The 26,219-nt window shown below is 73.1% G+C and carries 19 protein-coding genes; 7 read left to right on the top strand and 12 right to left on the bottom strand.

The genetic code is table 11. The features are described from left to right. Positions 1–49: 49 nt before the first annotated feature. The 10 genes from G3I54_RS18965 to G3I54_RS19010 form a co-directional block, all read right to left on the bottom strand. Positions 50–1,192, bottom strand: a complete 1,143-nt coding sequence (locus G3I54_RS18965; protein WP_164616054.1) for a site-2 protease family protein — start codon at positions 1,190–1,192, stop codon at positions 50–52. Beyond that, entirely contained in the window at positions 1,189–2,274 is a 1,086-nt protein-coding gene (locus tag G3I54_RS18970) for a lantibiotic dehydratase C-terminal domain-containing protein (protein WP_164616055.1), read from the bottom strand. The genes G3I54_RS18965 and G3I54_RS18970 overlap by 4 nt, the downstream gene beginning before the upstream one ends. Continuing rightward, a complete protein-coding gene (locus G3I54_RS18975) occupies positions 2,271–5,018 on the bottom strand; it encodes a lantibiotic dehydratase (protein WP_164616056.1) in 2,748 nt (915 codons plus the stop codon). Before G3I54_RS18975 ends, G3I54_RS18970 begins: the two co-directional genes overlap by 4 nt. 14 nt (positions 5,019–5,032) lie before the next feature. Next, a complete protein-coding gene (locus G3I54_RS18980) occupies positions 5,033–6,622 on the bottom strand; it encodes a nitroreductase family protein (protein WP_164616057.1) in 1,590 nt (529 codons plus the stop codon). A 92-nt stretch (positions 6,623–6,714) separates the two neighbouring features. Then, a complete protein-coding gene (locus G3I54_RS18985; RefSeq protein ID WP_164616058.1) occupies positions 6,715–8,844 on the bottom strand; it encodes a TOMM precursor leader peptide-binding protein in 2,130 nt (709 codons plus the stop codon). After that, the gene (locus tag G3I54_RS18990) at positions 8,834–11,113 is read right to left on the bottom strand and encodes a TOMM precursor leader peptide-binding protein (RefSeq protein WP_164616059.1); all 2,280 of its coding nucleotides are present in this window, start codon (positions 11,111–11,113) and stop codon (positions 8,834–8,836) included. Before G3I54_RS18990 ends, G3I54_RS18985 begins: the two co-directional genes overlap by 11 nt. Positions 11,114–11,118: 5 nt before the next feature. Then, the gene (locus G3I54_RS18995) at positions 11,119–12,966 is read right to left on the bottom strand and encodes a BTAD domain-containing putative transcriptional regulator (protein WP_164616060.1); all 1,848 of its coding nucleotides are present in this window, start codon (positions 12,964–12,966) and stop codon (positions 11,119–11,121) included. A 71-nt stretch (positions 12,967–13,037) separates the two neighbouring features. Next, complete coding sequence (locus G3I54_RS19000; RefSeq protein ID WP_164616061.1) at positions 13,038–13,289, bottom strand: hypothetical protein; 252 nt, start codon at positions 13,287–13,289, stop codon at positions 13,038–13,040. A 346-nt stretch (positions 13,290–13,635) separates the two neighbouring features. Beyond that, positions 13,636–16,221: an ABC transporter permease gene (locus G3I54_RS19005; RefSeq protein WP_164616062.1), complete on the bottom strand. Its 2,586-nt coding sequence runs from the start codon at positions 16,219–16,221 to the stop codon at positions 13,636–13,638. Beyond that, the gene (locus tag G3I54_RS19010; RefSeq protein WP_164616063.1) at positions 16,218–17,006 is read right to left on the bottom strand and encodes an ABC transporter ATP-binding protein; all 789 of its coding nucleotides are present in this window, start codon (positions 17,004–17,006) and stop codon (positions 16,218–16,220) included. Before G3I54_RS19010 ends, G3I54_RS19005 begins: the two co-directional genes overlap by 4 nt. Positions 17,007–17,629: 623 nt before the next feature. Here G3I54_RS19010 and G3I54_RS19015 point away from each other — a divergent pair. The 6 genes from G3I54_RS19015 to G3I54_RS19040 all read left to right on the top strand — a co-directional run bounded on the left by G3I54_RS19015 (position 17,630) and on the right by G3I54_RS19040 (position 22,951). Continuing rightward, complete coding sequence (locus G3I54_RS19015) at positions 17,630–19,132, top strand: MFS transporter (protein ID WP_203686699.1); 1,503 nt, start codon at positions 17,630–17,632, stop codon at positions 19,130–19,132. Positions 19,133–19,205: 73 nt separating this feature from the next. Then, positions 19,206–20,087, top strand: coding sequence for a hypothetical protein (locus tag G3I54_RS19020; protein WP_203686681.1), 882 nt, complete (start codon positions 19,206–19,208; stop codon positions 20,085–20,087). 50 nt (positions 20,088–20,137) lie between these two features. Then, positions 20,138–20,431, top strand: a complete 294-nt coding sequence (locus G3I54_RS19025) for a metalloregulator ArsR/SmtB family transcription factor (RefSeq protein WP_164616065.1) — start codon at positions 20,138–20,140, stop codon at positions 20,429–20,431. After that, positions 20,428–20,817, top strand: a complete 390-nt coding sequence (locus tag G3I54_RS19030) for a VOC family protein (protein WP_164616066.1) — start codon at positions 20,428–20,430, stop codon at positions 20,815–20,817. The genes G3I54_RS19025 and G3I54_RS19030 overlap by 4 nt, the downstream gene beginning before the upstream one ends. A gap of 86 nt (positions 20,818–20,903) precedes the next feature. Next, positions 20,904–21,461 carry a zeta toxin family protein gene (locus G3I54_RS19035; RefSeq protein ID WP_164616067.1) on the top strand — a complete coding sequence of 186 codons (558 nt, stop codon included), beginning with the start codon at positions 20,904–20,906 and terminating at the stop codon, positions 21,459–21,461. 44 nt (positions 21,462–21,505) lie between these two features. Continuing rightward, positions 21,506–22,951: a PLP-dependent aminotransferase family protein gene (locus G3I54_RS19040; protein WP_164616068.1), complete on the top strand. Its 1,446-nt coding sequence runs from the start codon at positions 21,506–21,508 to the stop codon at positions 22,949–22,951. A 9-nt stretch (positions 22,952–22,960) separates the two neighbouring features. Here G3I54_RS19040 and G3I54_RS19045 read toward each other — a convergent pair whose 3' ends face one another. Together G3I54_RS19045 and G3I54_RS19050 are read right to left on the bottom strand one after the other, a co-directional pair. Then, on the bottom strand, positions 22,961–23,950 hold the full coding sequence (locus G3I54_RS19045; RefSeq protein WP_164616069.1) for an aldo/keto reductase: 990 nt from the start codon (positions 23,948–23,950) through the stop codon (positions 22,961–22,963). A 263-nt stretch (positions 23,951–24,213) separates the two neighbouring features. Then, positions 24,214–24,390 carry a hypothetical protein gene (locus tag G3I54_RS19050; RefSeq protein ID WP_164616070.1) on the bottom strand — a complete coding sequence of 59 codons (177 nt, stop codon included), beginning with the start codon at positions 24,388–24,390 and terminating at the stop codon, positions 24,214–24,216. A gap of 277 nt (positions 24,391–24,667) precedes the next feature. On the opposite strand from G3I54_RS19050, the gene G3I54_RS19055 reads away from it, so the two are divergent. Continuing rightward, positions 24,668–26,219 (top strand): ATP-binding protein (locus tag G3I54_RS19055; protein ID WP_239144440.1); only part of this gene is annotated, 1,552 nt, incomplete at its 3' end.

A 26,219-nucleotide genomic window follows, 5' to 3' on the forward strand; every position in this document is an offset into this window, starting at 1 on the left:
GGGATGGAACACCGGGCCCGGATGGAACACCGGTCCTGGGGGCGGGACTTCAGGCCGTCAGCAGATGATGGGCGGCCGCGACGACCGCCGCGACGACCAGGGCGAGAACGAGCACCGTGACCGACACATAGGCGGAGTAGGCGATACGGGCGCGGCGCGGGTAGGCGGCCGCTTCCGGGGCGCGGCGCAGGGCGAGCCGGAGGTAGACGCCGGCCGAGGCGGCGAGGCCGGTGGCCCCGGCGAGCTGGCCCGCGATCCGGTAGCCGTCCAGCGGCGGCAGCGGTACGAGCATCGCGAACGCCTGGACGCTGCCGAGGAACAGCAGGGCGGCGAACGCCTCGTGCGTGGCGCTGTCCAGCGGGGCGAACAGCCACAGCGCGCAGAACGGGAGCAGGAAGAGCAGGTTCATCACCGCACCGGCGGCGGCCGTGGCGATGCGGTGCCGGCGGCTGCCGAGATAGAGGTAGTCGTCGACCGTGCAGTACATGATGACGGCGGGCAGCCGCCACCGCAGCCCAATCTCGGCGACCCGCCCGCCGTGGTGCCGGGCCACCACCCCGTGCGCCAGCTCATGGAGGGCGGTGCTCACCCAGAGCAGGACCGCCGTCCCGGTCAGCAGGACGGGGTTGCCGAACAACTCCCGTACCGCGAGCAGCAGTTCGCCGGAGCGGGCGATGACCACCGCCTCCATGGCGAGGATCAGCACCAGCAGCGGCGCCATCGCCCAGGGCGCGAGCAGAAAGCCGAGGGCCCGGTGCAGCCGGGCGGTGGTGGCGTCGGCGTCGGCCACCAGAGGGAGGGTGCCGCGCAGGAGGGTGCGCCGCTCCGGTACGGGCGCGGGAGCCGGCGCGCTCCCCGGCGCTGCGGCCGGAGCCTTCTGCGCGGGGGCTCCGGCCAGCAGGCCCTTCGCCCCGAGCAGGGCCAGGAGCTGCTGCCAGTGGGCGTCCGCCAGCCGTCGCCCGTACTCCCCCGCGTACGCCTCACCGATCTCCGCGAGGCTCCGCTCGCCGTCCATGCGGGCGATGAGGAAGTGCTCCTTGGCCCCGACCTTGAAGGAGTTGCCGGTCTCGGCGTCCTTGATCAGGTGGACGGTCGCCGCTCCGTCCAGCAGCGGGTCGCTGAGCAGGACGCGGGGCCGCAGCTCAGGGCGGTAGGAGGCGAGCGAGCCGGGGGCCGCCCCGGATGCGCTCATGCGGACTCCTTGAGGACCCGGCCCAGGACGTGACTGAGGTAGGCCTCGTCGCGGATGGTGACGTGCAGCCGGTTGTTGGTCATATGCATGTACGGGGACAGCAGCAGCGGCAACGCCACGGCCGGGTCGGTGACCTGTTCGTCCCGCTCGCCGTCCCAGGACCGGAAGACCAGGTCGCCGTCCTCGGCCAGTTTCCTTGCCCGGTCGCGGAGTTCGGCGCAGTGCTCGGCCCAGCCGGCCAGCGAACCGGGCAGCGAGCGGGCGCTCCCGGGCGGGGCGGTGGCGGACCGGACCCGGGCGAACCGGTCGCGCAGCCCATCGGCCGTGCGGGCGTAGTTGCGGTCGTACTCGTCGGTGCCGATGAAGCCGGTGCCGGGAAAGGCCCGGTGCCAGAACTCGTAGTAGCTGTCCAGGTAGTCGGTCAGTTCGGCCCGGCCGGGCAGGAAGGTCGAGGACATCACCATCATCAACTGGGCGGCGGTGCCGAGCAGGACGGTGCGCAGGTGGAGGTTCTTGGTGGCCAGCGCGTCGATCACCAGGTCGCTGGAGTGCCGGAAGTGCCACTCGGCCAGCTCGATCCCGGCGGGCCCGCCGTACTTCCCGAACTCCGGCTCGTACGGCTCCCGGTGGCGCGAGTTGTTGGGGCGCAGGTTCATCCGGCCCCGGTCGTCCGTGTAGTGGCCGCGCTCGCCGCCGGGGAACTCGATCTCGAAGAGCGTGTTGTAGAAGTCGTTGAGGAACCCGGAGTCGACCTCGTACAGCGCGGGCCGCTCGGCCAGGAACGCGTCCACGGCCTGTGCGGTGCGGCGGGCCACTTCCGGCTCGGCGGCGGGCGAGGCGGGCTTCAGGCGCAGCCGTATGTGCGGGCCCTCCAGCCAGTAGTTGATGAAGAAGTACCCGGCGAGCAGCCCGTCCGCCTCCAGCTCCGCGACCAGCGGGCGGACGCAGTTCAGGAGGAAGGGGCGGGGGTTGGCGGCGTAGAAGACGTGGGTGGCCTGCCAAGCACCGGTGGCGGTGGCGGTTCCGGTGGCGGTTCCGGTTCCGGTGGTCGCGGTCTCGGCCGATGGGGTGGGGGGTGTCATGAGGTGCTCCTCCTGCGGACGGGTACGGCCGTCTCCACGGCCAGTTCGGCGACATGGCGGCCGTGGCCGGAGACGGTGGACAGCGCGTCCTCGTCCGGCAGCATCTCCCGGAACACCACCCTGGCCTCGGGGGACTTGACGAGCGCCTCGAAGGCGGACAGGGACAGCGGGCTGTCGAAGTCGAGGTATTGCGGTTTGGCCCCGGTCGCGCCCCGGGCCCCGGTGTCCGACACCGTCGCGAAGACCCGGTCGGGCAGGCCGTGGGTGCGCCGGAAGGCGTGCCAGTCCAGGAACCAGCCGTCCTCCGGTGTGCCGGGGCGGTGCAGCGGCAGGACGGTGGCCGGGGCGCTCCAGCTGCGCCGGCTCAGGACGAGCGAGCCGTGCCGCACCCGGGGCCGCCCGGTGACCCCGCCGCGCGGCTCGCCCTCGGGGACGCCCGCCCACACGTTGAGCGGGGCCATCGAGGTCGGGGAGAGGAGGAGCAGGGTGCGGGGCAGTTCGGGCAGGGCGAGCGGGACGAGGTAGCCGAGGTAGACGGGGATCACCTCGCGGTCCAGGCGGACCGAGCGCAGGACGAGCCGGTCGGCCCCGGGGTCGTGCGCGAGGTAGAGGTCGTCCAGCGCGATCCGGAACTCCGGTTCCAGTGTGCCGCGTTCGCCCGGGCAGACGATCTCGTACGGGGTGAGCCGGCCGTGCAGGTTGAGGTTGCTGGTGACCGGGCCGCCGGTGACCTCGGCGAGGACCGCGCCTTCGGGCACAAGGGTCTCGGTGTCCGCGAGGAGCTGTTCGTCGAGGCCGTCGAAGAGCTGGGTGAACCGGGTGAACGAGAACGACACCCCGCCATAGGACCGGTTGAGGACGACGAGCGGGTCGCCGGGCCGGTCAGCGATCTGTACGTGGTGGCTCATCGGCGCGAAGTCCGGTGCGATGCTCTTGAGTTCACCGGCGACCGCGTCCAAAAAACCCTCGTCGAGCCGCACTTCGGCCGCGCCCGGTTCCGCCGCCTCCGCCGTCCGCCACAGCGCGGCCATCCGGTCGGTGAAGGTGCGGCGGGCGGTGTCGAGGGCGCGCAGCTTCTCCAGGCCGAGCCAGTTGACCTCGGGGACGTAGACGCCGTCGGCGTCGTACGGGGTGCGGGTGGCGGAGAACGTCATGTACTGGTCGAAGAAGTCCTCGTGGAAGTCGTGGACCAGCTTCAGCAGGTCGTCGCAGCGCCCGCCGTGCCCGTACCGGGCGAGGAAGAAGCCCTGGAAGGTGATCCGCTGCGGGAGGGTGAGGTCGAAGGCGGGCAGCACCCGTTCCACCGCCGCCAGCGGACCGGCGGCCAGCTCCCGCCAGGCGTCGGGGTCCAGCATCACGCCGGAGCCAGCCGCCTGCGGGAGGCCGGAGGAAGCCGGGGAGCCCGCCGCCGCGTCCTCGTACAGCAGCGTCTGCGGGACCTTCGCACGCTCCGCGCCCAGCTCCTCCTCCTGGACCGCCCGCAGCCCGGCCCGTACGGACTCCAGCAGGGCCCGCCGCTCGTCCGGACCGGCGTCGGCGAAGCGGGCGGCCCGGGCGGCGGGCTCCTCCAGCCGGTCCGCGAGCCGGTCGGCCCAGGGCCGGTCCAGGCCGCGCAGCGCGTCCTGGAAGGCGCGGAGCGGGTCGATGTCGTGGACCTCGGTCCGCAGGCACGGCACCTGGACCATGCCGACGTCCAGGAGCGCCCCGAGGTACTGCTCGCACTCCTCGCGCGCCGCGCCCCGGTCCTGCTCCAGCCAGGCCGCCAGCTCGCCGTAGCGGAGGGCGCCGCGTTCCTCGAAGAGGCCGAGCAGCCGTTCCAGGGTGCCGCTGCGGCGCAGGAAGAACAGCCGGTCCTTCACCGCGTCGAAGGTGACGGCGGTGTCGTCGTCGCCTGCGGTGACCCAGCGCCGGACGTAGCGGACCCGGTCGTCGTCGCGCCCCCAGCCGGAGGCGAGGGCGAGCGGCAGATCGGCGCGGCGGACCGGGTCGGCGATCACCGCGTCGGCGAGCCGGCCCAGCGCCACGACGTTGAGCCGGACCTGCGTCCGCCACTCCTCGCCGACCCGCAGGCGCAGCCCGTCGGAGCCGCCGAACACCCCGGGGGCGACGCCGGTGAAGGTGGAGAAGGGGCTGGTCTTGCAGGCGGTCCGGTAGACGTAGGAGAGCAGCGAGCGTTCGATCTTGCGCTGTTTGCGGTCCGGCCGCGCCCCGGCTTCCTCGGCCGTCTTCCGCCGGTAGCCGTCGAGCTGGGCGTCCAGGGTCGGCGAGGCGAGCAACAGGCCCTTGCGCAGGCGCTCGTGACCGGCGATCCGGGCCAGTTCGGTGCGGCTGCGGCCGGTCTCGGCGGCCAGCAGTCCGGCCCCCGCGCCCCGCCGCTCGTCCAGGGCGCGGCGGCCGGTCAGCCAGTCGGCGAGGGCCCGGGCGGCGGCCGGGTCGAGGGCGCGGACCCGGGCGAGGGCGTCGTCGGCGGCCACCGGGTCCGGCAGCCGGTTGTTGAAGACGTCGCGGCGCAGTTTGAGCAGGGCGCGGCGCAGCGGTTCGTCGTCGCTGCCGCCGATCAGCCCGTGGAGCTGGTCCGCGGCCTTCTCGGCCAGCAGCGCCAACTGCTCGGTGGTGTCGAGGACTTCGTCGGCCCAGCGGCGGCTGTCGGGACAGCGCAGGGCCTGGACGTCGTCGACCGGGAGCCCGGCGACACGCAGCATGAACGCGGGCCGGTCGGAAGGGGAGTTGGTGGTGTCGGTCATCGTCGTTCCCCCGCTCAGGCGATCTCGTAGCGGAAGTCGGCGGGGGCGGGGCGTTCGTTGCCGATCATCATGATCAGCAGGGGTGCCTCGCCCGTCCCTTCGAGCCCGAGCTCCTCGATGTAGGAGATGTTGTCGAAGCCGAGGGCCACGCCGCAGCCGAGGTCCACGGCCGCCGCGGCGGTGTAGACGGACTGGGCGACGGCCCCGATGGTGGCGTTGACCAGCCGGTATCCGCGGTCTCCGACCGCGTCGAGGACGGCGGTGGTGCGGACGGTCGGCACCAGGACGGCTCCGGTCTGCTCCAGGTTGTAGTTGGCGAGGAAGTAGTTCTTCTGGAGGAACTCCCCCGGCCTGCCCTCCTTCACCCGCCGCAGGCTCCGCGCCTCGGGGTCGTAGGCGTACGAGCCGGGCGCGATGCCCTCGACATGGCCGACGAACGCGTACAGCTTCGCCAGCCGTACGTCACCGGTGTCGCCGCCGAGCCGCGATCCGGCGGCGGCCGCCGCCAGGCAGGCGGCCAACTGGTCGGCGGTGACCGGCTTCCGGGCGTCGAACCGGCCGAAGCTGGAGCGGCGGGCGCGCAGGGCGGTGCGTACGTCGGCGTCCAGCGGCCGGGCGGCCGGCAGCGTGACCTCCGGCAGCCGCTCGTCGGCGGGGTGCGCGGCGGCCGGGGCCAGTGCGCCGGGGGCGGGCCGGGCGGTGGCGTCGGCGGAGGTGGCGGCCTGCATGCGGAGCAGCGCGTCGAAGGTGAGGACGGTACGGGAGCGCTCGACGTCCTGGTGCCGGACGGAGACGGGGGCGGCGGGGGCCTGCGACCGGCCCGAACTCACTTCACCACCGGCCCACTTGAGCGGCACCACGGCGAAGATGCCCTCCTCCCGCGGGTCGACCCCGAGCAGCTCCGCGAGGCGGTCCTCGTCGAACCAGAGCGCCGGCTCGACGGACAGCCCCCGGGCGGCCGCCCACATCCGCCAGGTCTGGACGCAGGCCCCGAGGTCCATGGAGACGGCGTGGAAGGAGAAGCTGTTGTATTTGAAGGAGTTCTGCCAGTACTTGATGCCCAGCACCAGGTACTGATCGGTCTCCGGCCCCGGCGCGCCCTCGCCCAGCGCGTCGCGCACCCGGCCGGAGACGTCGCCCGTGAGCAGCCGCCGCATGGAGTGGTGCCGGGTGGAGTAGTAGTGCACGCCGGGCGGTACGGGTCCGCTCGGCCCGGACACCCAGTGGATGCTGACCGGGTACAGCCCGCCGCCGGAGGCGGAGCCGCGCGACCAGTTGGCCAGCGGGTAGAAGGGCAGCGCGTTGAGGTCCGTGTTGGCCTGGACGCCCAGGCGGCGGCCGGTCAGCCCGTACGAGTCACGGAGCATGCCGGAGAGCGATCCGAGGTCGAACTCCCCGCGCCCTGCGCCGCCTTCGGGGAACAGGCCCCGGTCGAGCGTCGCCCCGGGCGGGTAGGGGGCGTCCGGCAGCGGGAAGCCGTCCGCGCCCGGGTGGAACTTGGCCTTGCGGGGGCCGTCCTGCCAGTTCGGCACGTAGTCCACGGGGTCCATCGGGATCCGGCCGCGGTGCATGATCGCGGCGGCGTATTCATGGGCGTATCCCATGGCGAGCTCCTTGGTCACGGCAGCGGAGGGAGCGGAGGAGAAGGAAGCGGAGGAGAAGGGGGCGGGAGAGAGGGGCGGGAGAGTGGGTGGGGTCATGGGAAGGGGTGCGGGGCCGGGTTGAGGTCGGCGTCGGTGAGGTCCGCCGTCCGCAGGCCCGCCTCGCGCAGGGCGGTGCGCAGCCGGGGCATGCGCAGGGCACGCTGGCGGGTCCAGCCGAAGTCGATCGGCAGCAGTCCGGGCACGATCACGCTCACCGTGGTCAGCCCCAGGTCGCGCTGCTCCGGCATGGTCTGGTCGACGACGACCACGTCGAACCCGGCGGCGGCCACCGTGTCCACGCACCGCAGCAGGTCCTCGCGCAGATCGTCGGAGACCGGAAGCACGGGCCGCGCGCCGGGCCCGTCCCCGTCCCCGTACAGCTCGTCGAAGGAACGGAGGGGCGGGCGGGCGCTTCCCGGTGCGCCGAGCAGGAAGTCCGCGTGGTCGCCCATCTCCGGGATGCCGTAGGCCAGCGGGTGGTCGTGCAGCGCCTCGACCTTCGCGAAGTCGTGCGTCATCGCGCGCAGCCGCTCCTCGTCGCGCTCCGTGCGGCCCTGGAGGTTGACGGCGTCGGTGGCGATCTCGCAGAGCGCCCCGGCGAGCGCCGCCTCCGGGTCGAGTCCGGCCCCCGCGCCGAAGCACATCCGGCCGGGCCCGCCGTCGGGGCGGACGGCGACGCCGGTGACGACGGGGATCGGGAAGGTGATCCGGGTGTCGAAGAACCGCGCCTCGTAGCCGTACATCTCCAGCCGGTCCACCATCTGCCGGGTGGCGGGGCGGCGACTGGTGCGCGGGTCGATCTCGGGCAGCGCGGCCCGCCCGTACCAGGAGAGTAGGAACGCGTCCCGCTCGACGACCTCCATCAGCCCGAAGAAGACGGCCTCCTCCAACGCACCGCCGGACGCGCAGCCGTTGGAGCTCTCCTGCACGAACCGGTTCTCCAGGCCCGGCGCGTGGTAGTACGTGAGCACCTCGGGGACCAGGACGGTGTGTCCGTCGCGCAGCGACCAGCCGCGCACCCAGGGGATCTCGCGGTCCGGGGTGAAGGGCGGGACGCGGGGGTTGGCGCGGTGGAAGTCGTCGGAGTAGAGGCCGCAGACGCGCGGGTCCACGACGGCCCGGCCCTCGGCGCGCAGGGCGTGCAGACTGGCCCGCACCTGGGCGCGTTTGGCGCGGGACCGCATGCCCGCGTACCGCTCCAGGCCCTCCAGGACGCCGATGCGCAGGCTTTCGGCGAAGGTGTCGGCGTGCCCGCCCCAGAACGTCTCGCGGAGATACGGTCCCGAGCGCATGGAGAAGCAGCCGATGGTGGCGGAGGTGGACGTGGAGGAGACGTCCTGGACGACGGAGGGCCCGAGCGACCCGCAGACGGGGTTGGCGTACGGCGCGACGGGCAGCTCGTACCCCCCGATGTCGCGGACCCGGAAGCCGCCGGGCCGCAGCTTGGGCGCGGGCCGCAGGGTCAGGGCCGCCGAGGCGTCGCTGTCGGGCTCGGGCCGCCCGCAGGCGGGGCACTCCGGGTCGGGGACGAGCGGGTAGTGGCGGACGGCCAGGGTCTGGAGGTCGACGAGATGGACGGCGGGGAAGGCCCCGGTCTCCGGTCCGCCGCCGGCCCGCCGGGCGGCGATGACCCCGGCGAGCGCCTCGGCGGCGAAGGGGGTGACGTACGGGGAGGGGCCCGCCGCCCGGGTGCCGGAACCGAGCTCCAGCGCCTCGCGCAGGGCGACGGACCGCACGCTCTGCCAGCGCCGCTCCAGGCAGCGGGCGCAGGGGCGTTGCCCGGCTCCGGGCGGTGCGGGGAACGGCCCGACGACGGCGTGTCGCCCGTAGTGGCGCACGGGGACGGCATCGGCGGGGCCCGCCGCCGCATCGTCGCCCGCTACGGTGCCGGGGTTCACCATCGCCTCGTCGCCCGCGCCGGCGTCGGTCGGGCCCACCGCCTCGTCGCCCGAGGCGGTAGCGGATGGGCCCAACGCCTCGTCGCCCGCGAACGCGTCGCGTACGCCGAGGGGTTGGACGTCCACCGGGGTGTCGCCCGCCGCCGTGCCGTGCCGGGCGAGCCCGTCGCGCAGGAGCGCCGCGAGCAGCCGGGTGGACTCGGCCGGCCCGGGTGCGGAGTGTGTACGGGTGACCGCCGGGGCGGCCGGGGTGACCGGGGCGTCCGGCAGGGTCTCAACGGGCATCGGGGCCGCCCTCGCCGTCCACCGTGAGCAGCACCCGGGCCGTGGCGACGGAGGCGGAGCCCAGGTCCGCCGGGGTCGTCGGCGCGTACAGGGCGTCGCGGCCGGCGGACCGCAGCGCCTCCAGCACCGCGTCGAACGTGGTCTCCGCCGCGTCCGCCGCCACCGACTCCCCGCCCACCGCGATCGCCCCGGGGGCCAGATCGGCCACCAGCGGGTCGCCCAGGTCGACCGTCACCCCCGGGTCCTCGGCGGCGAGCTGCACCCGGCCGAGCAGATCACGCAGGGCGGACGTGGCCGCCGCACGCCGGGACAGCCCGGCTCCGACCGCCCAACGGGCTTCGGCAGCCGGGCCGTTGCACTCGCGGGCCAGCACCACGTGCGCCGAGGTGCGGTCCGCCTCGCCCAGATCCAGGAGGTCCACGGCGATGTCCAGGTTGGCGGCGGACTTCAGCAGGAACACCAGCTCCGGGTCGTCGCCGCCGACCGCCACCGGGCTCACCCGGGTGGCGCCCCGTACCGCGCGGAGCAGGGCGTCGTGGGCGAGCGCGGACAGCAGCCCCCGGCCCGCCGCCTCCGCCGCGCTGCCGCCCGCCCCGGCGCCCGCCGTGGTCGCCAGGTGCGCCCGGTCCTGGTTGTGCGGCCCGAACGGGCGCAGGGCGGCGGCCGGTACGCGTACCGGGTCCTTGCCGATCAGCGAGGTGGCGACCGCCCAGGCGGCGGGCACGGCCCCGGTGCCGCCGCCGGTCGTCAGGGCGTCGGGCCCGAACGTCCGCAGGCTCTGCGCACCGCCCTCCCGGTCACCGCTCCCGACGCCCGCCGGGGAGGTCAGGGGGACGACATGCTCCACGTACGCCTCGGCCGCCGCGTACAGCGCCCGGGTCCGCGCCCCGGCCAGGTGGTGCACGTCGAACGCGGCGATCCGGCGGCGCGCCCCGCCCCCGAGCGCCACCTCGACCCGGCTCAGCTTCAACGGGGTCTGGGTCAGCTCCTCGTCGTCGTAGCGGCGGAAGATCCCGGTGTACGGGCGGACCAGCGCCGTGCTGATCCGGTTGAGCTCCTCGACCAGGCCCTCCGCGTGGCGGGCGGTCTCCACGGTCGCGGTGACGGGCAGCGCGAGCGGGCCGGGCAGGGCGGCGTGCTCGACTCCTCCCCCGCAGCGGGCGCAGCGGGGGTGGGGCTGGACCGGTTCGGCCATCACATCCAGCGATTCCAAGTCCTGGACGAGGACCTGGCCGGCCGTCTCGGCGGGCAGTGCGCCGGTGGTCAGGCGGAAGATCTCGTAGCCGACGAGGTTGCCGACCATCGCGGCGACCGGCCCGGACAGGGCGGCCCCGCCGACCGGTACGGCCCCCGCCGCCTCGCTCCACAGCTCGGCCGCCGTGCCCGGGTCGACGTTGCCGCCCAGGCGCAGCAGGGCGCAGGACCAGCAGCCGGTGGAGTCGGCGGTGGAGAGCGGGCCGACGATCAGGCGGCGGCCGAACAGCCAGGCGGGGATGAGGGTCACGCCCTCGGGCACTCCGGCGGCCAGCAGCCGGTGGGTGCGCGCTCCGGCGCCCGCGCCGGTGACCACGACGACGTCGTAGCCGTCCAGGCCCGCCCAGCCCGCGTCCGTACCGGCCGTGAGCGTCTCGACGCGCGTCCCGTGGGCGGCGGCCTCGGCGGTGACGTCGTCCGAGGCCGTCACGGTGCCGATGCTCGCGCAGCCGTTGCGCACCAGGCTCAGCGCGCACCAGCGGGCCGTCTCGTCGTCGCCGAGGACGGCGACGCGGGTGGCGCGGTAGCGGGCGAAGCGGGCGGGGGCGTCGTCGGTGTAGTGGTCGACGTAGGCGATCTGCGCGGCGAACCGCTCGGCGGTCTCCGCGTCGAGGGCGTCCTCCGCCGCCGGATCGGCCTCGGGGATGTCGCGGGCGAAGCCGCGTGCGTACAGCGTTTTGACCAGTTCGGCGGCCATCGCCCGCTGTGCGGGCCCGAATCCGGCGCACAGTTCGGCCAGCCGGTGGTGCCCGGTGAGGTGCGGGACGACGAGCGAGGCGAAGCGGTAGGCGGTGCGGCCGGTGAGGTGGAAGCCGCCGTCGGCGTTGTGGAACAGCACCCCGCCGGGGGTCTCGGTGAACAGCACGTCGCGGCGGATCCGCGGCCGGGTGCCGGCGAGCGCGTCGAACGCCGTCGTCGCGGGCGTCGACGGAGGTACGGCGGGGGCGGCGGATGTGCTGGGCGTGGCGGGGGCGGCAGGCGTGGCGGGGGCTGTGGGTGCGGCGCTCTCGGCCATGGGGATCACACCTTCTCTGTGCGGCGGTCGCGGATCCGGGCGGTTCTTCGTACGTGGGCGCGGAGCAGGTCGTGGATGCGGTACGGGCCCGGCGGGCCGTCCTCCAGCAGTCCGGCGTCGGCCAGTTGCTCCCGTACGGCTTCGGGAACGGGGCCCTCCTCGTCGGGGCCCCGGTCGGCGAGCAGCTCCGGCGGGCCCTGGGCGAGGTGGGCGAAGGCCTCCGACAGCCGGGGGTCGAGCCGGTCGAGCGCCCGGTCGAAGAGGCCGGTGACCGAGTGGTCCGGGGAGTCGGTCAGGGTGAGCCGGGCGAGCGGGTCCTCGCCCAGCCAGTCGACGGCGTCGGCGAGCCGCAGCCCCGGCCGGGTCAGCAGCCGGGCGGTGAGGATGCGCAGGGCGGCGGGGAAGTGGCCGCAGAGGGCGGCGAGTCGGTGGGCGGCGCGGGGTTCGGCCTCCACCCGCTCGGCGCCGAGGGTGGCCAGCAGCAGGGCGTACGACTCGGCGTCGGTGAAGGCGGTCAGGCGCTGCACCCAGCCGCCGTGGGTGGCGATGAGCCCGCCGAGCCCCATCCGGCTGGTGACCACGACGGCGGTCTCCGGTCCGTCGGCGGAGACCGGCGGGAGCAGCGGGCGCACCTGGTCGGCGTCGACCACGTCGTCCAGGATCAGCAGGGCCCGCCCTTCGCCCAACTCACCCAGTGCGAGGGCCACTTCGGCGGACACCTCGTCGACCGTGCGGGGTTCGCCGTCCGCGCGGGTCATCCGGACGAGCAACTGCCCGGCGGGAAAGGCGTCCCGGACGAGGCGGGCGACGTGCTGGGCGAGCGCCGACTTGCCGATGCCGGGCGCGCCGGACACCAGGACGGTGAGGGGCCGGTGGTCCTCGGGGCCGGTGGCCGCAGGTGCGGTGAGGCGGGCGGCCAGGGCGGCGGCCTCGGCGGCCCGCCCGGTGAAGTGCGGCACGGCCGGAACGGGCCCGACGCCGGGTGCGGCGGCCGGGGCGAAGGCCGCGGGGGCGACCGGGGCGGCGGCGGACGGGGTCGCGGCCGGGGCGGCGGCCGGGAGGGGGACGGTCTCGCCCCGGATGACGCGGGCGGCCTCGGGACCGGCGGAGCCCAGGTCCTCGCCGCGCAGGATGGACAGTTCGAGGCGGCGCAGGGAGGGCGAGGGGTCCACGCCCAGCTCCTCCAGCAGGAAGCCCTTGACCCTGCGGTACTCGGCTAGAGCCTGGGACTGGCGTCCGGTGCGGTAGAGGGCCTCGATGAGCTGTTCGTGGAAGCGTTCGTGCCCCGGGTATACGCGCGTAGCGGTCCACAGGTCGACAAGCGCCTCTCCGTGGCGCCCGAGCCCCAGCAGCAGGTCGCAGACCCGCTCGACCGCGCGCAGCCTCTCCTCCGCGAGCCGGGGCACCTCGTCGCGGTGCAGGACGTCGGACCGTACGTTGGCGAGCAGCGCGCCCTGCCAGAGCGCGAGGGCGTCCCTGAGCGCGTGGAGCTCCGCCTCCGGGTCCCGGTCCAGACCGGCGGCCCGGCGCACCTGGTCGCGGAAGCCGAGGAGGTCCAGGGTGGGCGGTGCGGCGGTGATCCGGTAGCCGCCGGGCACCGCCTCGATGGAGGTGCCGGTGACGCCGTGCTTGGCGAACAGCCGGCGGAGCCGCAGGACGCAGGTCTGGAGGGCGGCCCTGGCGGTGGCGGGCTGCTCCTCGCCCCACACCGCGCGCTGCAAGTAGTCGGCGGAGACGGTGGAGTTGGCGTGCAGGAGGAGTGCGGCGAGCAGGTTCGCGGGCTTGGAGGGCTGGAGGACGACGGCGTCGGGTCCGTCCGCGAGGGCCAGCGGCCCCAGGAGCTGGAACCGCATCGCGTTCGACGGCCCCGGGGAACGGCCGTCCGGGCCTCCCGGCCGGGCCGGTCCTGCTGGGCTCGACACCTCTAGTCCCAGCCGTTGACCAGCTTGCACACCCGTACGGGCGCGGATTCCGGGGGCAGTTGGCCGATGACGTCCGCCAACTCCGTACAGATCAGCCGGGTGATGTCGTCGGCGACGGGCGGATGGCCCGTGGGCGCGGTGGCCGATGCGGTGCCCGTGGAGAGGGTGAGGGCGGCGAGGGCGATCCCGGTGACGAGGGCTGCGGCGGCTCTGGCCGGGCGGCGCTGGTTCTGCGCGAGCGAAGACCTGGACACGTGTTCCCCTTCGACGGTGGCGTCGGAGCCGGGGGGTTCCTCCCGGCACGCACGACGATGCCAGCGCGGAACGCGCCACGAGAGAGGCCGCGGTGTCAGCTTGCTGCACGGGGCTCCGAGGCCGTGTGCAGCAAGTTGACACGGTCCGCCGTGACCGGCGGGCCGGAGCGGGGAACGGGGGGCGAGGAAAGAGCCGTCGAGGCCGGGGCCGGAGAACAGGTCGGCCCCGGGACGTTTGGAGGAACGTCCCGGGGCCTGCCGGTCATCCTACGGTGACGCCCTGAGCGTCACGGCCATTGGGCCACGGTGACGCCCGAGGGGCTGCCGTCACCGGGCCGGACGGTGCTCAGCCGTCCGTCGCGATGGCGTTGAGGACGTTCATCCGGCCCGCCCGGAAGGCCGGGACGAGAGCGGCGAACAGTCCGACGAGGGCGGAGCAGGCGAAGACCGTGAGGATCGTCGGCCACGGGATCTCCAGGACCTCCAGGCCCTCCAGCGCCAGCAGCTTCTGCGCCGCCGTGCCCCAGCCCATCCCGAGCCCGAGTCCGAGCAGCGCCCCGAAGAGGGCGATGACCACGGACTCCAGCCGGATCATGCGGCGCAGCTGGCGGCGGGAGAGCCCGATGGCGCGCATCAGGCCGATCTCGCGGGTCCGCTCGACCACGGACAGGGCGAGGGTGTTCACCACACCGAGCACCGCGACGATGATCGCCAGGGCGAGCAGACCGTAGACGATGTTCAGCAGCTGGCCGATCTGGTTCTTCAGGTCCTCCTTGAAGTCGGCCTGGTTCTGCACCTTGTAGACCGGGTATTCGGCCATCGCGCTCTTGAGGGCCGCGTACGCCTCTTTCTCCTTGCCCTCCTCCGCCTTGCCGAACATCGCCACGTTCTGCGGCATCTTGTCGGCGGGGACGTAGGAGGCGGCCGTGGTGAGGTTGGTGTACATCGCGCCGCGGTCGATGTTGGTGTCGTCGGAGGTGATGGCGGCGACCTTCAGCTTCGCCGTCTCACCGGCCTTGAACGCGACGGTGAGGGTGTCGCCGACCTTGACCCCGTGCTTGGCGGCGTAGTCCTCGCCGACGGACATGGCGTCCTTGCCGTACGCCTTCGAGAGGTCGCCGGAGAGCGCGGTGCGGCGGACGTCCTGCTGGTACGTCGGGTCGGCGGCGGTGACGCCCTCGTCCTCGGTCTTGCCGTTCGGGGAGGTGATCTTCGCCTTGACGAAGGTGTAGTCCGTCATGTGCTCCATGCCCGGCACCGCGCTCAGGGCCTCGGCGGCCTGGGGCACGATCGGCCGCCCGGCGCCGCTGTCCTGGACGATGAAGTCCGCGCCGACCGACTTGTCGAGCTCCTCGGTGGCCGAGGCGACCATGGAGGACCCGACGACGGACAGGCAGGCCACCAGGGCGAGCCCGATCATCAGGGCGGCGCCGGTGGCTCCCGTACGCCGGGGGTTGCGCAGGGCGTTGCGCTCGGCCAGCCGGCCGACCGGGCCGAAGAGCCGCAGGACGACGACGCTCAGGGCCCGCACCACGATGCCGGCCAGCAGCGGGCCGATCACGATGAAGCCGATGAGGGTCAGCAGCACGCCGACGGCGAGGTACGACGAGCCCTCGGTGGCCTTGTCGGCCTGGGTCGTCGCCCACAGGGCCGCGCCGCCCGCCGCCGTCAGGAAGAGGCCGATACCCGCCCTGATCCAGCCGGACCGGCCGTCGGCGGGGGTTCCGGCGTCGCGCAGGGCGGCCATCGGGGAGACCTTGCCGGCCCGGCGGGCCGGGATGTACGCGGCGAGGACGGTGACGACGATGCCGAGCGCCAGGCCGATCGCCGGGGTCGTCCAGGCGACGGTGAGGTCCCTGGTGGACAGCTCCATGCCGACGGCGCCCATGAGCTTCATCAGCCCGACGGCGAGGCCGACGCCGGCCGCGACGCCGAGGACGGAGCCGACGATGCCGAGGAGGACCGCCTCCACCAGCACGGACCGGTTGACCTGCTTGCGGCTGGAGCCGATGGCCCGCATCAGGCCGATCTCGCGGGTCCGCTGGGCGACCAGCATCGAGAAGGTGTTGACGATGAGGAAGATGCCGACGAGGAGGGCGATTCCGGCGAAGCCGAGCATCGCGTACTTCATGACGTCCAGGAAGGCGCCCATGTCGTCCTTGTTGGCGTCGGCGGCCTCCTGCTGGGTCTGGAGCTTGTACGCGGTGGTGTCGCCGAGGGCGGCGGCCACGTTCTTCTTCAGCTGGGCGTCGCTGACGCCGGTCCCGGCCGTCACCAGGATCTGGTTGAAGACGTCGGGGGCGCCCAGCAGGTGCTTCTGCGCGGTGGCGGTGTCGAGGTAGACCACGGCCGCGCCCGGGTTGGTGACGGTGAAGGACGCGATACCGCTGATCTTCGCCTTGAGGTCACCGGTGGCGGCGATGGTGCGCAGCTCGTCGCCGATCGTGAGCTTGTGCTTCTTCGCGGTGTCGGCGTCGACCATCACCTCGGTGGGACCGCGGGGTGCGTGCCCGGAGGTGATCTCCATCGAACGCAGGTCGTTCTCGGTCCAGTTGCTCGCGATGGTGGGGGCTCCGGTGTCGGAGCCCATGTTCTTGTTGTCGCTGTCGACGACGGTGACCGCCATGGAGAAGGCGGAGCCCTCGGCCCTCTTCACCCCGTCGGCCTTCTCGACCTGCTGGATCACGGAGGCGGGCAGCGAGGCGGGCTTGCCGTTGTCGGGCTGCTCGCCGTCGTCGGCCGCGCTCTTCGGGCTGACGGTGACGTCGGGCGAGGAGATGGTGAAGAGCTTGTCGAACGTGGTGTTCATCGTGTCGGTGAAGACGAGCGTGCCGCTGACGAACGCCACGGACAGCAGCACCGCCACGGCGGAGAGAGCCATCCGGCCCTTGTGCGCGAGGAAGTTGCGCAGTGAGGTCTTCCAGATGGTCATGACGTCCGCCCGCGTGCGTCGAAGTGCTTCATGCGGTCGAGGACCTGGTCCGCGGTCGGGTTGTACATCTCGTCGACGATGGAACCGTCGGCGAGATACAGCACCCGGTCCGCGTAGGAGGCGGCGACGGGGTCGTGGGTGACCATGACGATGGTCTGGCCCAGCTCGTCGACCGACTTGCGGAGGAAGGACAGGACTTCGGCCCCGGCGCGGGAGTCCAGGTTGCCGGTGGGCTCGTCGCCGAAGATGATCTCCGGCCGGGCGGCGAGCGCCCGGGCGACGGCGACGCGCTGCTGCTGACCGCCGGAGAGCTGGGTCGGGCGGTGCTTGAGGCGCTCGGCGAGGCCGACGGTCTCCACGACCTGCTGGAGCCAGGCGGCGTCGGGCTTGCGGCCCGCGATGTCCATCGGCAGCGTGATGTTCTCGATCGCGTTGAGCGTCGGGAGCAGGTTGAACGCCTGGAAGATGAACCCGATGCGGTCGCGCCGGAGTTGGGTGAGCTTCTTGTCCTTCAGCTTGGTGATCTCGGTCTCGTCGAGGAAGATCTCGCCCGACGTCACCGTGTCGAGCCCGGCCAGGCAGTGCATCAGGGTCGACTTGCCGGAGCCGGACGGGCCCATGATCGCCGTGAACTGCCCGCGGGCGATGTCCACGTCGACATGGTCGAGCGCGACGACCCGGGTCTCGCCGGTGCCGTACGCCTTCACGACCTGCCGCGCTCGCGCCGCGACGGCCGTACGCCCTCCAGTGCCCCCGTGCCTGGGAATGGTCACAGCCGTTGTCACGGTATTTCTCCTATGTCGGTCGATGACTGGACGTCGTCGGCTACGTTCCGAGTCTGGGTTCCGGACGGTGTCCGGCGCGATGGTGCTCAGCGCAGTCTTCAGGTGGGGTTTTCCCCACCCGCCCCCCTGCGGTGGGCCGTAGCGGCGACGTAAGAACAGGCTAAGGAAATGCCCCCTGCCGCCACGTCCTCCGCCGGGAGGAACGGGCCCTGGCCCCTTTGAGGGGGCGCCCCCTAGGGGTCTCGTCCGCCAGGCGGAGGCGAGGTCAGGGGCACCGTTCGGCCCGGCGGGGCGGCGGGCGGCGCGGCGGCCGGAAGGGCCGGCGAACCGGAGCCGAGGGGTCCGCCGGAGACCCCTTCCGCACCCTGCCGTTCCGCCGCCCCTACCCGGCACCATTCCGGTGGACCCTCCCCTTCCGGGGCTCCCGGATGAGACAGTGCCCCGGGAGATACGTGCATAGGGAAGGAAACCCGGTGAGCGGCACGGACGGCGACGGAAAGAGCGGCACAGGCGATACGGGGTCGCACGCGGGTGACAGCGCGGGCCCCGCCCCGGGCGGCAGGAGCGTCGCGCCGCCCGCCCTCACCACCCCCCGCGGCCGCCGCCCCGTCGTGGCCGCGCTCATGCTCGGCATGGCGCTGGCCGCCATCGACGGCACCATCGTGTCCACCGCCGTCCCGCAGATCGTCGGCGACCTCGGCGGCTTCACCGTCTTCTCCTGGCTCTTCTCCGGCTATCTGCTGGCCGTCACCGTCACCCTCCCCCTGTACGGGAAGCTCTCCGACACCTTCGGCCGCAAGCCGGTCCTGATCGCCGGGATCATCCTGTTCCTGATCGGCTCGGTCCTCTGCGCGGCCGCCTGGAACATGGCCGCGCTCATCGCCTTCCGTATCGTCCAGGGGCTCGGCGGCGGCGCGCTCCAGGGCACGGTCCAGACCATCGCGGCCGACCTCTATCCGCTCAAGGAACGACCGCGTATCCAGGCGAAGTTGTCCACGGTGTGGGCCACCTCGGCGGTGGCCGGACCGGTGGTCGGCGGACTGCTCGCCGGTTACGCCGACTGGCGGTGGATCTTCCTGATCAACCTGCCGGTCGGCGCGGTCGCCCTCTGGCTCGTCGTCCGCCACCTCCACGAACCGGCCCGCCCCCGCCCCGCCGCCCGGCCCAAGGTCGACTGGGCGGGCGCGCTGGCCGTCTTCGCGACCGGCACCCTGCTGCTCACGGCGCTCGTGCAGGGCGGCGTCGCCTGGCCGTGGCTCTCGGCGCCCTCGCTCGGACTGTTCGGGATCAGCGCGGTGCTGGCGGCGCTGACCGTCGTCATCGAGCGGCGGGCGGCGGAACCGATCATCCCGGGCTGGGTGTGGCGGCGGCGCACCATCGCCTCGGTCAACCTGGCACTCGGCGCGATGGGCCTGCTGATGGTCGCGCCGACCGTCTTCCTGCCCACGTACGCCCAGTCGGTGCTGGGCCTCGGCCCGATAGCCGCCGGGTTCGTACTCTCGGTGATGACACTGAGCTGGCCCGTCTCGGCGGCCCTGTCCGACCGGGTCTACAACCGCATCGGCTTCCGGCTCACCGCGATCATCGGCATGAGCTGCGCCCTCCTGATCCTGCTGGCCTTCCCCCTCCTCCCCTACCCCGGCGAGCCCTGGCACCCCGCCCTGCTGATGCTCCTGCTCGGTGCGGCCCTCGGCCTGTTCCAGCTCCCGCTGATCGTGGGCGTCCAGTCGACGGTCGGCTGGGCGGAGCGCGGTACGACGACGGCGTCCGTCCTCTTCTGCCGCCAGGTCGGCCAGAGCATCGGCGCGGCGCTCTTCGGGGCCGTCGCCAACGGCGTCCTGGCCGCCCGCCTCCTGGACGCCCCGGTGTCCGGCCTCCCCGACGACCTGGACGCGGTGTCGCGCGCCCTGGAGGACCCGGGCACCCTCTCGGCGGCGGCGACGGACTACCTGCGCCGGGCGGTCGACGCGGCGGTGGACTACGTCTACATCGGGGCCGCCGGAGCCGCGGCCCTGGCCCTGCTCGCCCTGATCACCCTCGCCCCGCGCCGCTTCCCGGTCATCACCGAGGCCCCGGCCGCGACCGAGCCCACCGGGGCGGCCGACCGGCAGAACACACCATCGTGAAAGCTGTTGTCAGACCGCCGCGGATGCGCGACGCACCAAGAAGCCCGATGCACCACGAAGGACGACGAAGACGATGACGAGGACGAGGACGATGACGCTCCGGGACGAGTTCGACGTGTCCGTACTGCGCCGGACCCACCCGCGCATCCTGCGCCACCGGCTGGAGATCCTGACCCGCGTGGACGGCCGCGAGCCGGCCACGGCCGACGGGGTCACGCACCTCGGCTTCGCCGACGGCGACGGCGACACCGTCAACGCCTGGCTGACCGCCGACGGCCGGGCGCTGGTGGTGACGTTCGACCGCACCAGCGCGCTCGGCACACCCGACGACGCCCGCGCGCACGCCGCGCTGTACGACGGCGTACCGGCGGACCTCCTCGCCCTGGTGCGCGACGTGCCCGGCACGGACACCACGCCCGCGGTCCCGCACCCCGACGGCGGCACCCTGGCGGCCGCCACCGGCGTCTTCCACTTCTCGGGCCCCGTCGCCATGGCGGACGGCCTGGTGAACCGCCTGCGGGAAGCCGGTCTCGGCATCGAGGACACCGGGGTCGGCCGCCTGCTGGACGGCTTCCTCACGCCGGCGGACTTCACCCCCGCCACGGTCGCGGAGGCGGCGCGGTGGTGGAGCGCCGAGGACATCGCGCGAGGTTTCGCCGAGACCGCCGCTGCTGCCGCCGAGGAGCAGTCCGCGACCGCGCCCTCCGACCAAAAGGCGGTGGACCGCTTCTGCGCGATCTGGGCCGACACCGGGTACAACGATCGCTGGGACGTGCACTACGTCCTCTTCGACGGCTACGAACTCGACGAGGACCCCGAAGTCCGCGACGAGCTGCTGGGGTTGGTCCGGACCCTGGGACTGGAGCACGTCGACACCCCGCCGGGAGCAGCCGCCGGCGAAGTATGGGTCCGCACGGACCCCCGCATCGACGCCGAGCTGGAGAACTGGGCATAGCCCGGGTGCGACCTTGATAGGCAAGTCGCTACTTGCCTATTGTGGGGGTCATGGCGGACGATGTCTTCAGGGCCCTGGCCGACCCCACCCGTCGGCGCATCCTCGACGAGCTGACGGACCGGAACGGCCAGACGCTGTTCGAGATCTGCGGACGCCTGGTGACCAAGCACGGCATCGGGCTGTCCCGGCAGGCGGTCAGCCAGCACCTGGCCGTCCTGGAGTCGGCGGGCCTGGTCGTCACGCGCCGCGAGGGCCGCTACAAATTCCACGACCTGAACACCGAACCCCTTGAGCACATCGCCAACCGATGGCTCGGGCCGAAAGCACCGGAGAGCACGCCATGAGGATCCATGTGACCAGCGTCTTCGTCCACGACCAGGAAGAGGCCCTGCGCTTCTACACGGACGTGCTGGGCTTCGAGAAGAAGCACGACGTGCCGCTCGGCGGCGAGAACCGCTGGCTGACCGTGGTCTCCCCGGAGGACCCCGACGGCACCGAACTCCTCCTGGAACCCGACAAGCACCCCGCCGTGAAGCCGTACACGACGGCCCTGTTCGAGGACGGCATCCCGGCCGCCTCCTTCCGTGTGGACGATGTCCACGCGGAGTTCGACCGGCTCGGCAAGCTCGGTGTCCGCTTCACCCAGGAGCCGCTGGACATGGGCCCCGTCGCCACCGCCGTCCTGGACGACACCTGCGGCAACCTGATCCAGATCATGCACACCTCCTGACACCGCACCACACCACACCGTGCCCGGCTGCGGCGAGGGCCGATATCGGGTCGCGTGACCTGACCACCCACTGGCACGCTGCCCCCATGGATCACGCGGAAGCACTGCTCATCGGAGGACGTGCCGGTGTCGGCAAGACGACGGTGGGGTGGGAGGTTTCGGCGCTCCTGCGCTCCAAGGCGGTCGCTCACACGGTCATCGACGGCGACTACATGGGGCAGGTTCATCCGGCCCCGGAGGACGACCCTCGCCGCACGAAGATCACCGAGAGCAATCTGACCGCCGTGTGGGCGAACTTCGCCCGGCTCGGCCACCGTCGCCTGATCTATACGAACACGATGAGCGTGCTGCCGGAGACGACGGACATGTTCGAGCGCGCCATGGGGGCCGGAGTACGGCTCGTCCGCGTCCTGCTCACCGCCTCCGACACCACCGCCCACGAGCGGCTGACAGGACGGGAACTCGGCTCGGAGCTGGAGCACGAGCTGCGGGCGAGCCTCCGCAAGGCACGGCTCCTGGACCAGCGGGCCCATGTGCACACCGTGCGCGTGGCGACGGACGGACGGCTCGTCACCGACATCGCACGGGAGGTGGTCGCCGCCACCGGCTGGACCGCCTTCACCGACGCCGTGACCGCCCCATAGCTCCGCACACCCGCCCCCACTCGACTCGACACCCGGAACTCGACATGCCGACCGATCGTGAGCGGACCGGGCCCGCGTGGGGGACCTTCCTGGAGCTGGAGCCCTCGGGCGACGGGCCGTTGCACAGCCGCCTGACCCGGGCACTCCGCGCCGCCGTCACCAGCGGGCGTCTCGCCGCGGGCAGCACCCTCCCCGCGAGCCGGGTCCTCGCGGCGGATCTGCGGTGCTCGCGGTGGGTGGTGACCGAGGCATACGCCCAACTCGTCGCCGAGGGCTACTTCGAGGCCCGCAGCGGCTCGGCCACACGGGTGCGGGCCCATGCGGCAGCCGACGCCGTACGCGGTGAGGCGCGGGAGGACGGGGGCCGCTGGACACCGCGGTTCGATCTGCTGCCGGGCGTCCCCGACCTGCGGGCGTTCCCGCGTAAGCGCTGGGCCGACATGGTGCGCGCGGCGGCCACCGAGCTGACCTGGGACGAGCTGGGCTATCCCGACGCGTCGGGGCTGCCACGGCTGCGCCGGCAGCTCGCCGCGTATCTCGCGCGCGGGCGCGGCGCCCGGGTGACGCCCGGACAACTCGTCGTCTGTTCCGGCACCTTGGACGCGGTCATGCGGCTGTGCAGGAGCCTGCGGGCCGCCGGCCACACCCATGTGGCGGTCGAGGACCCGGGCTGGACCCAGCTACACCTCACCGTGGCCGCGGCCGGGCTGACCCCCGTGGCGATACCGGTGGACGAACACGGTCTGCGCGTCGGCCTCCTGCGCCGGGCCACCGCCGTCCGGGCCGTGATCGTGGCCCCGGCCCACCAGTTCCCCACCGGCGTCGTCCTCGCCCCCGCCCGCCGCGCCGAACTCGCCGACTGGGCCCGGGAGGTGGACGGCCTGGTCATGGAGGACGACTACGACGCCGAGTTCCGCTACGACCGCCACCCCGTGGGCGCTTTCCAGGGGGTCGCGCCGGAGCATGTCGCCCTGCTCGGTTCGCTGAGCAAGACGCTCTCCCCGGCCGTACGGCTGGGCTGGATCGCCGCTCCCGAACGGTGGACCGATGCCTTGACCGCGAAGGACACCGGAGGCACGCCGCCGCCGGTCATCGACCAGGACGCCTTCACCCGCTTCGTCTCCTCCGGCTCGTACGACCGCCACCTGCGGGCCTCGCGCCTGCGCTACAAACGCCGCCGCGACCACCTCCTGCGCGAACTCGAAGCCCGGCTGCCCGGACAGACCGTCGGCGGGGCGGCCGCCGGATTCCACCTGCTGCTCCCCCTGAAGGACTGCCCGGCGGGCGCGGTGGTGGAGGAGGCGGCGCGGGCGGACGTACGGCTGGCGAGCCTGGACGACTACCGCGCGACCCCGCCCGCCGCGGACACGCCGACGGCATCGACCCTCGTCGTCGGCTACGGGAACCTCACCGACCAGGCGGTACCGGGCGCAGCCCAGCGCCTCGCCCACGCCATCGAACGCGTACGGGCCGGAGGGCACGGCCGCTGACCACGTGGGTCAGGCCGCCGGAGCGACCGACGCCGCGTCCAGGCGGTCCTTGAGCTCCCCCGGCAGCTCCAGGTCCACCGCCCCCAGGATCTCGTCCAGCTGCTCCACCGAGCTCGCCCCCACGATCGGGATCACCGGCGGGTCACCGGCCATCAGCCAGGCCAGCACCACCTGGTTGACGCTCGCCCCGAGTTCGTCGGCCACCTCACCGAGCACCGCGAGGCGTCGCACGCTGCCCGGGTGGTCGTACGCTTCCGGCAGCGGCTTGTCCGGCCGCGTGTAGGCGCCCGAGATCAGCGACGAGTACGCCATCAGCGTCATGTCGGCCTCGCCCCGCACATAGTCCAGCAGCTCCCGCGTGACGTGCACATGGGCGGTCTCCGGCAGGCCCAGGTCGAAGCGCGGCTGAAGGTAGGAGTAGCGCTGCTGGACGCAGGTGTACGGGGTCATCCCGCCCGCGCGGGCCGTCGCACGGGCCCGCTCGGTCAGCCAGGTGGCGTGGTTCGAGCAGCCCAGCACCGCCGTCTTCCCTTCCCTGACCAGCGCGTCGAACGCCTCGACCGTCTCCTCCAACGGGACGGTCCGGTCCTCGATATGGGACCAGTACACGTCGATCCGGTCCGTGCCGAGACGTCGCAGACTGTCCTCCGCCGCCTTGCGGATGGCGGGCCCCGACAGGCCCTCGGCCGTCTCCAGACCGGTGCCGGGCACGGTGGGGCGCGCGCCCGTCTTGGTGGAGATCAGCACCTGTTCGCGCAGACCCGGGCCCCGGGCGGCCAGCCACCGGCCGATGGTGGCCTCGCTCTCGTCCCCGGTCCCGCCGGGTGCCCAGAACGCGTAGTTGTTGGCGGTGTCGAGGAGGTTGCCGCCCGCCTCCACGAACCGGTCCAGGATGGCGAAGGACGTCTCCTCGTCCACGGTCGTGCCGAAGGGCAGCGTGCCCAGGGACAGGGCACTGGCAAGAGGACCGGCGGGTCCTCCGATACGGCGTCGCAGCATGCGGAACTCCTCGGCACAGGGGCCACCACCAGAGGGGGCCTGCTCTCGCGCCGGGCGTGTGCCCGGCGGAACCGGCACCACCGTAGGCACCGAACGGCTCGGAATCCCGGGCCGATTCCGCGGCGATAAACCGGACCGCTTGCGAGGCACGGAGGCCGGATCAGGGCCGCGGCCGAGTGCCCTCAGACCTCCCTCAGCCCTCCCCCCGGACCTCCTCGGCCCGTTTACTGGTGTCATCACACATTTACCGGACCCATCCCGGATTAATGGGTGGCGTCCGGCCGTCCGAATGCCCCGGCGAAGCTTTTCGGATTGACTGAAAAGGATTCCTCCACACGGGTCATCGCCGCTTCGCCGCTCCTGTCGCCGCCGACCGACAAGCGAAGCCCGTACACCTGCTCCCTCACCCCACCGGCCAGGTCAACCGTGGCGTCTGCCATCGCGACGCCTCATCTCGCGAGTACCACAACGCCCTTGGCCCACCGGTCGCTTCTCGACAAAATCACTCTGCCTACGGACTATGCCGCTCACCGGATCATCCGGTGCATGAGGATGTCTACGATGAGGTCGCTCCTTGCCGGGAAACGGATGCTTCCGCTTTCCCCCGATTCACCAAGGTGAACTGCACCTTCTCGGAGCGGCCGCACACCTTCTGCTCGGTAGAACTGAGGGACCGCATCCATGGCAAAACCCGTACCGGCCAGTCAGCGGCGCCAGATGAATGCACCGAAGGCGGCGATAGCACCGCTTGTGGTGGTGGTTTCGGTGAGTGCCGTCGCCGGAGCCGTGGCCGTGGCCCTGGCGCCTTCGGAGGCGCGCGGCTGGGCGGTGGCGGTGGTGGTCACCGCCTGGGTGATCCTGGCCGTCACCCTCGCCGCCGCCCACCAGGTCACGCGGCGGACGCTGCGCACGGCCGCGACGCAGGCGGCCGAGGCCGAGCGGCTCAAGGCCTCGCTGACCGCCCTCGAAACGGACACGGCGCACACCGCCGACGTCGCACTGCCCGCGCTGATCAGACTGGTACGCGGCGGCTGGAAGACGGCCGACGCCCTCGGCCAGGTCCCCTTGCCGCGCAGCCCGCGCCAGCGGAAGCTGCTGCACGTCCTCGCGACCACGGTCGAGGAGCAGGAGCGGCAGACCGCCTCGCTGCGGACCGAGAGCGCGCGATTCCGCGCGGAGGCCGAGGCGTTGACCGCGCGGCTCCGCGAGGAACTGCACACCATGACCTCCGAGGTCGAGCGCTTCGGTCGCGAGACGCTGCCGACCGTCACCGCCAGGCTCCGTGAAGGCGAGTCCGGCGCCACCGTGCGGGCCGAGGTGCACCTGCCCGAACAGCCGCTCCTGCGCGAACCGTTCGAGGACGTGCTCCGGGAGCTCGCGCTCAGCGAGCGCCGCGCGCTCGCGGCCACGACCGCGTCGGCCAAGGCGCTCAGCCGCGTCCAGGCCAAATCCGTCAGCATGCTGGCCGACCTGCGCGGTATGCAGGAACGTCACGGCGAAGAGGTGTTCGGGGATCTGCTGAAGCTGGACCACAGCACCTCGCAGCTCGGCCTGATGACGGACCGGCTGGCGCTGCTGATGGGCGGGCGGCCCAGCCGCGCCTGGAACAAGCCGATCGTCATGGAGAGCATCCTGCGTGGCGCGGTCGGCCGGATCGCCGCCTACCAGCGCGTACGGCTGCACTGCTCGTCCAGCGTCTCCATCTCCGGCTTCGCCGCCGAAGGCGTCATGCACCTGCTCGCCGAACTGATGGACAACGCCGCCAACTTCTCGCCGCCCATCGACGAGGTGCACGTCTACGTCGAGGAGCGCGGTACCGGCATCGTCGTCACCATCGAGGACAGCGGTCTGAAGATGGCCGACGCGGCGATGCGACGGGCGGCGGACTCCGTCGCCGGGCGGATGACCGACCTCGCGACCCTCCAGGGCACGCGCCTGGGCCTCGCGGTCGTGGGGCGGCTCGCGCTCAAGCACCGGATCAGCGTCAACTACCGGCCGTCCTCGCGCGGCGGCACCGGCGTGGTCGTCCTGCTGCCGAGGCATCTGATCGCGCAGGAGTCCCGCGAGCACCACCAGGCGCTGGGGCACCACGGAGCCGCCGCAGCCGCAGCGCCCGCGGCGGCGTCACCCGCGCCCGCGCCCTCCTCCTCCGCCGCCCTGGCACCGCCGCCCGCGCCCGTGACGCCCTCCGCGACGCCGCCCGCGCCGGAAGCCGTGCCGGAGCCGGTGGCGGAAGCCGGTCCGGAACCCGTCGCACCCGGCACACCCG

The organism is Streptomyces sp. SID14515 (assembly GCF_010548505.1).
GTDB classification, from domain to species: domain Bacteria; phylum Actinomycetota; class Actinomycetes; order Streptomycetales; family Streptomycetaceae; genus Streptomyces; species Streptomyces caviscabies.

Coding starts and splice junctions, on each gene's coding strand:
- G3I54_RS18965 (WP_164616054.1), bottom strand. CDS start 1,192: ATGAGCGCATCCGGGGCGGCCCCCGGCTCGCTCGCCTCCTACCGCCCT.
- G3I54_RS18970 (WP_164616055.1), bottom strand. CDS start 2,274: ATGACACCCCCCACCCCATCGGCCGAGACCGCGACCACCGGAACCGGA.
- G3I54_RS18975 (WP_164616056.1), bottom strand. CDS start 5,018: ATGACCGACACCACCAACTCCCCTTCCGACCGGCCCGCGTTCATGCTG.
- G3I54_RS18980 (WP_164616057.1), bottom strand. CDS start 6,622: ATGGGATACGCCCATGAATACGCCGCCGCGATCATGCACCGCGGCCGG.
- G3I54_RS18985 (WP_164616058.1), bottom strand. CDS start 8,844: ATGCCCGTTGAGACCCTGCCGGACGCCCCGGTCACCCCGGCCGCCCCG.
- G3I54_RS18990 (WP_164616059.1), bottom strand. CDS start 11,113: ATGGCCGAGAGCGCCGCACCCACAGCCCCCGCCACGCCTGCCGCCCCC.
- G3I54_RS18995 (WP_164616060.1), bottom strand. CDS start 12,966: ATGCGGTTCCAGCTCCTGGGGCCGCTGGCCCTCGCGGACGGACCCGAC.
- G3I54_RS19005 (WP_164616062.1), bottom strand. CDS start 16,221: ATGACCATCTGGAAGACCTCACTGCGCAACTTCCTCGCGCACAAGGGC.
- G3I54_RS19015 (WP_203686699.1), top strand. CDS start 17,630: ATGCTCGGCATGGCGCTGGCCGCCATCGACGGCACCATCGTGTCCACC.
- G3I54_RS19020 (WP_203686681.1), top strand. CDS start 19,206: ATGACGAGGACGAGGACGATGACGCTCCGGGACGAGTTCGACGTGTCC.
- G3I54_RS19025 (WP_164616065.1), top strand. CDS start 20,138: ATGGCGGACGATGTCTTCAGGGCCCTGGCCGACCCCACCCGTCGGCGC.
- G3I54_RS19030 (WP_164616066.1), top strand. CDS start 20,428: ATGAGGATCCATGTGACCAGCGTCTTCGTCCACGACCAGGAAGAGGCC.
- G3I54_RS19035 (WP_164616067.1), top strand. CDS start 20,904: ATGGATCACGCGGAAGCACTGCTCATCGGAGGACGTGCCGGTGTCGGC.
- G3I54_RS19040 (WP_164616068.1), top strand. CDS start 21,506: ATGCCGACCGATCGTGAGCGGACCGGGCCCGCGTGGGGGACCTTCCTG.
- G3I54_RS19045 (WP_164616069.1), bottom strand. CDS start 23,950: ATGCTGCGACGCCGTATCGGAGGACCCGCCGGTCCTCTTGCCAGTGCC.
- G3I54_RS19050 (WP_164616070.1), bottom strand. CDS start 24,390: ATGGCAGACGCCACGGTTGACCTGGCCGGTGGGGTGAGGGAGCAGGTG.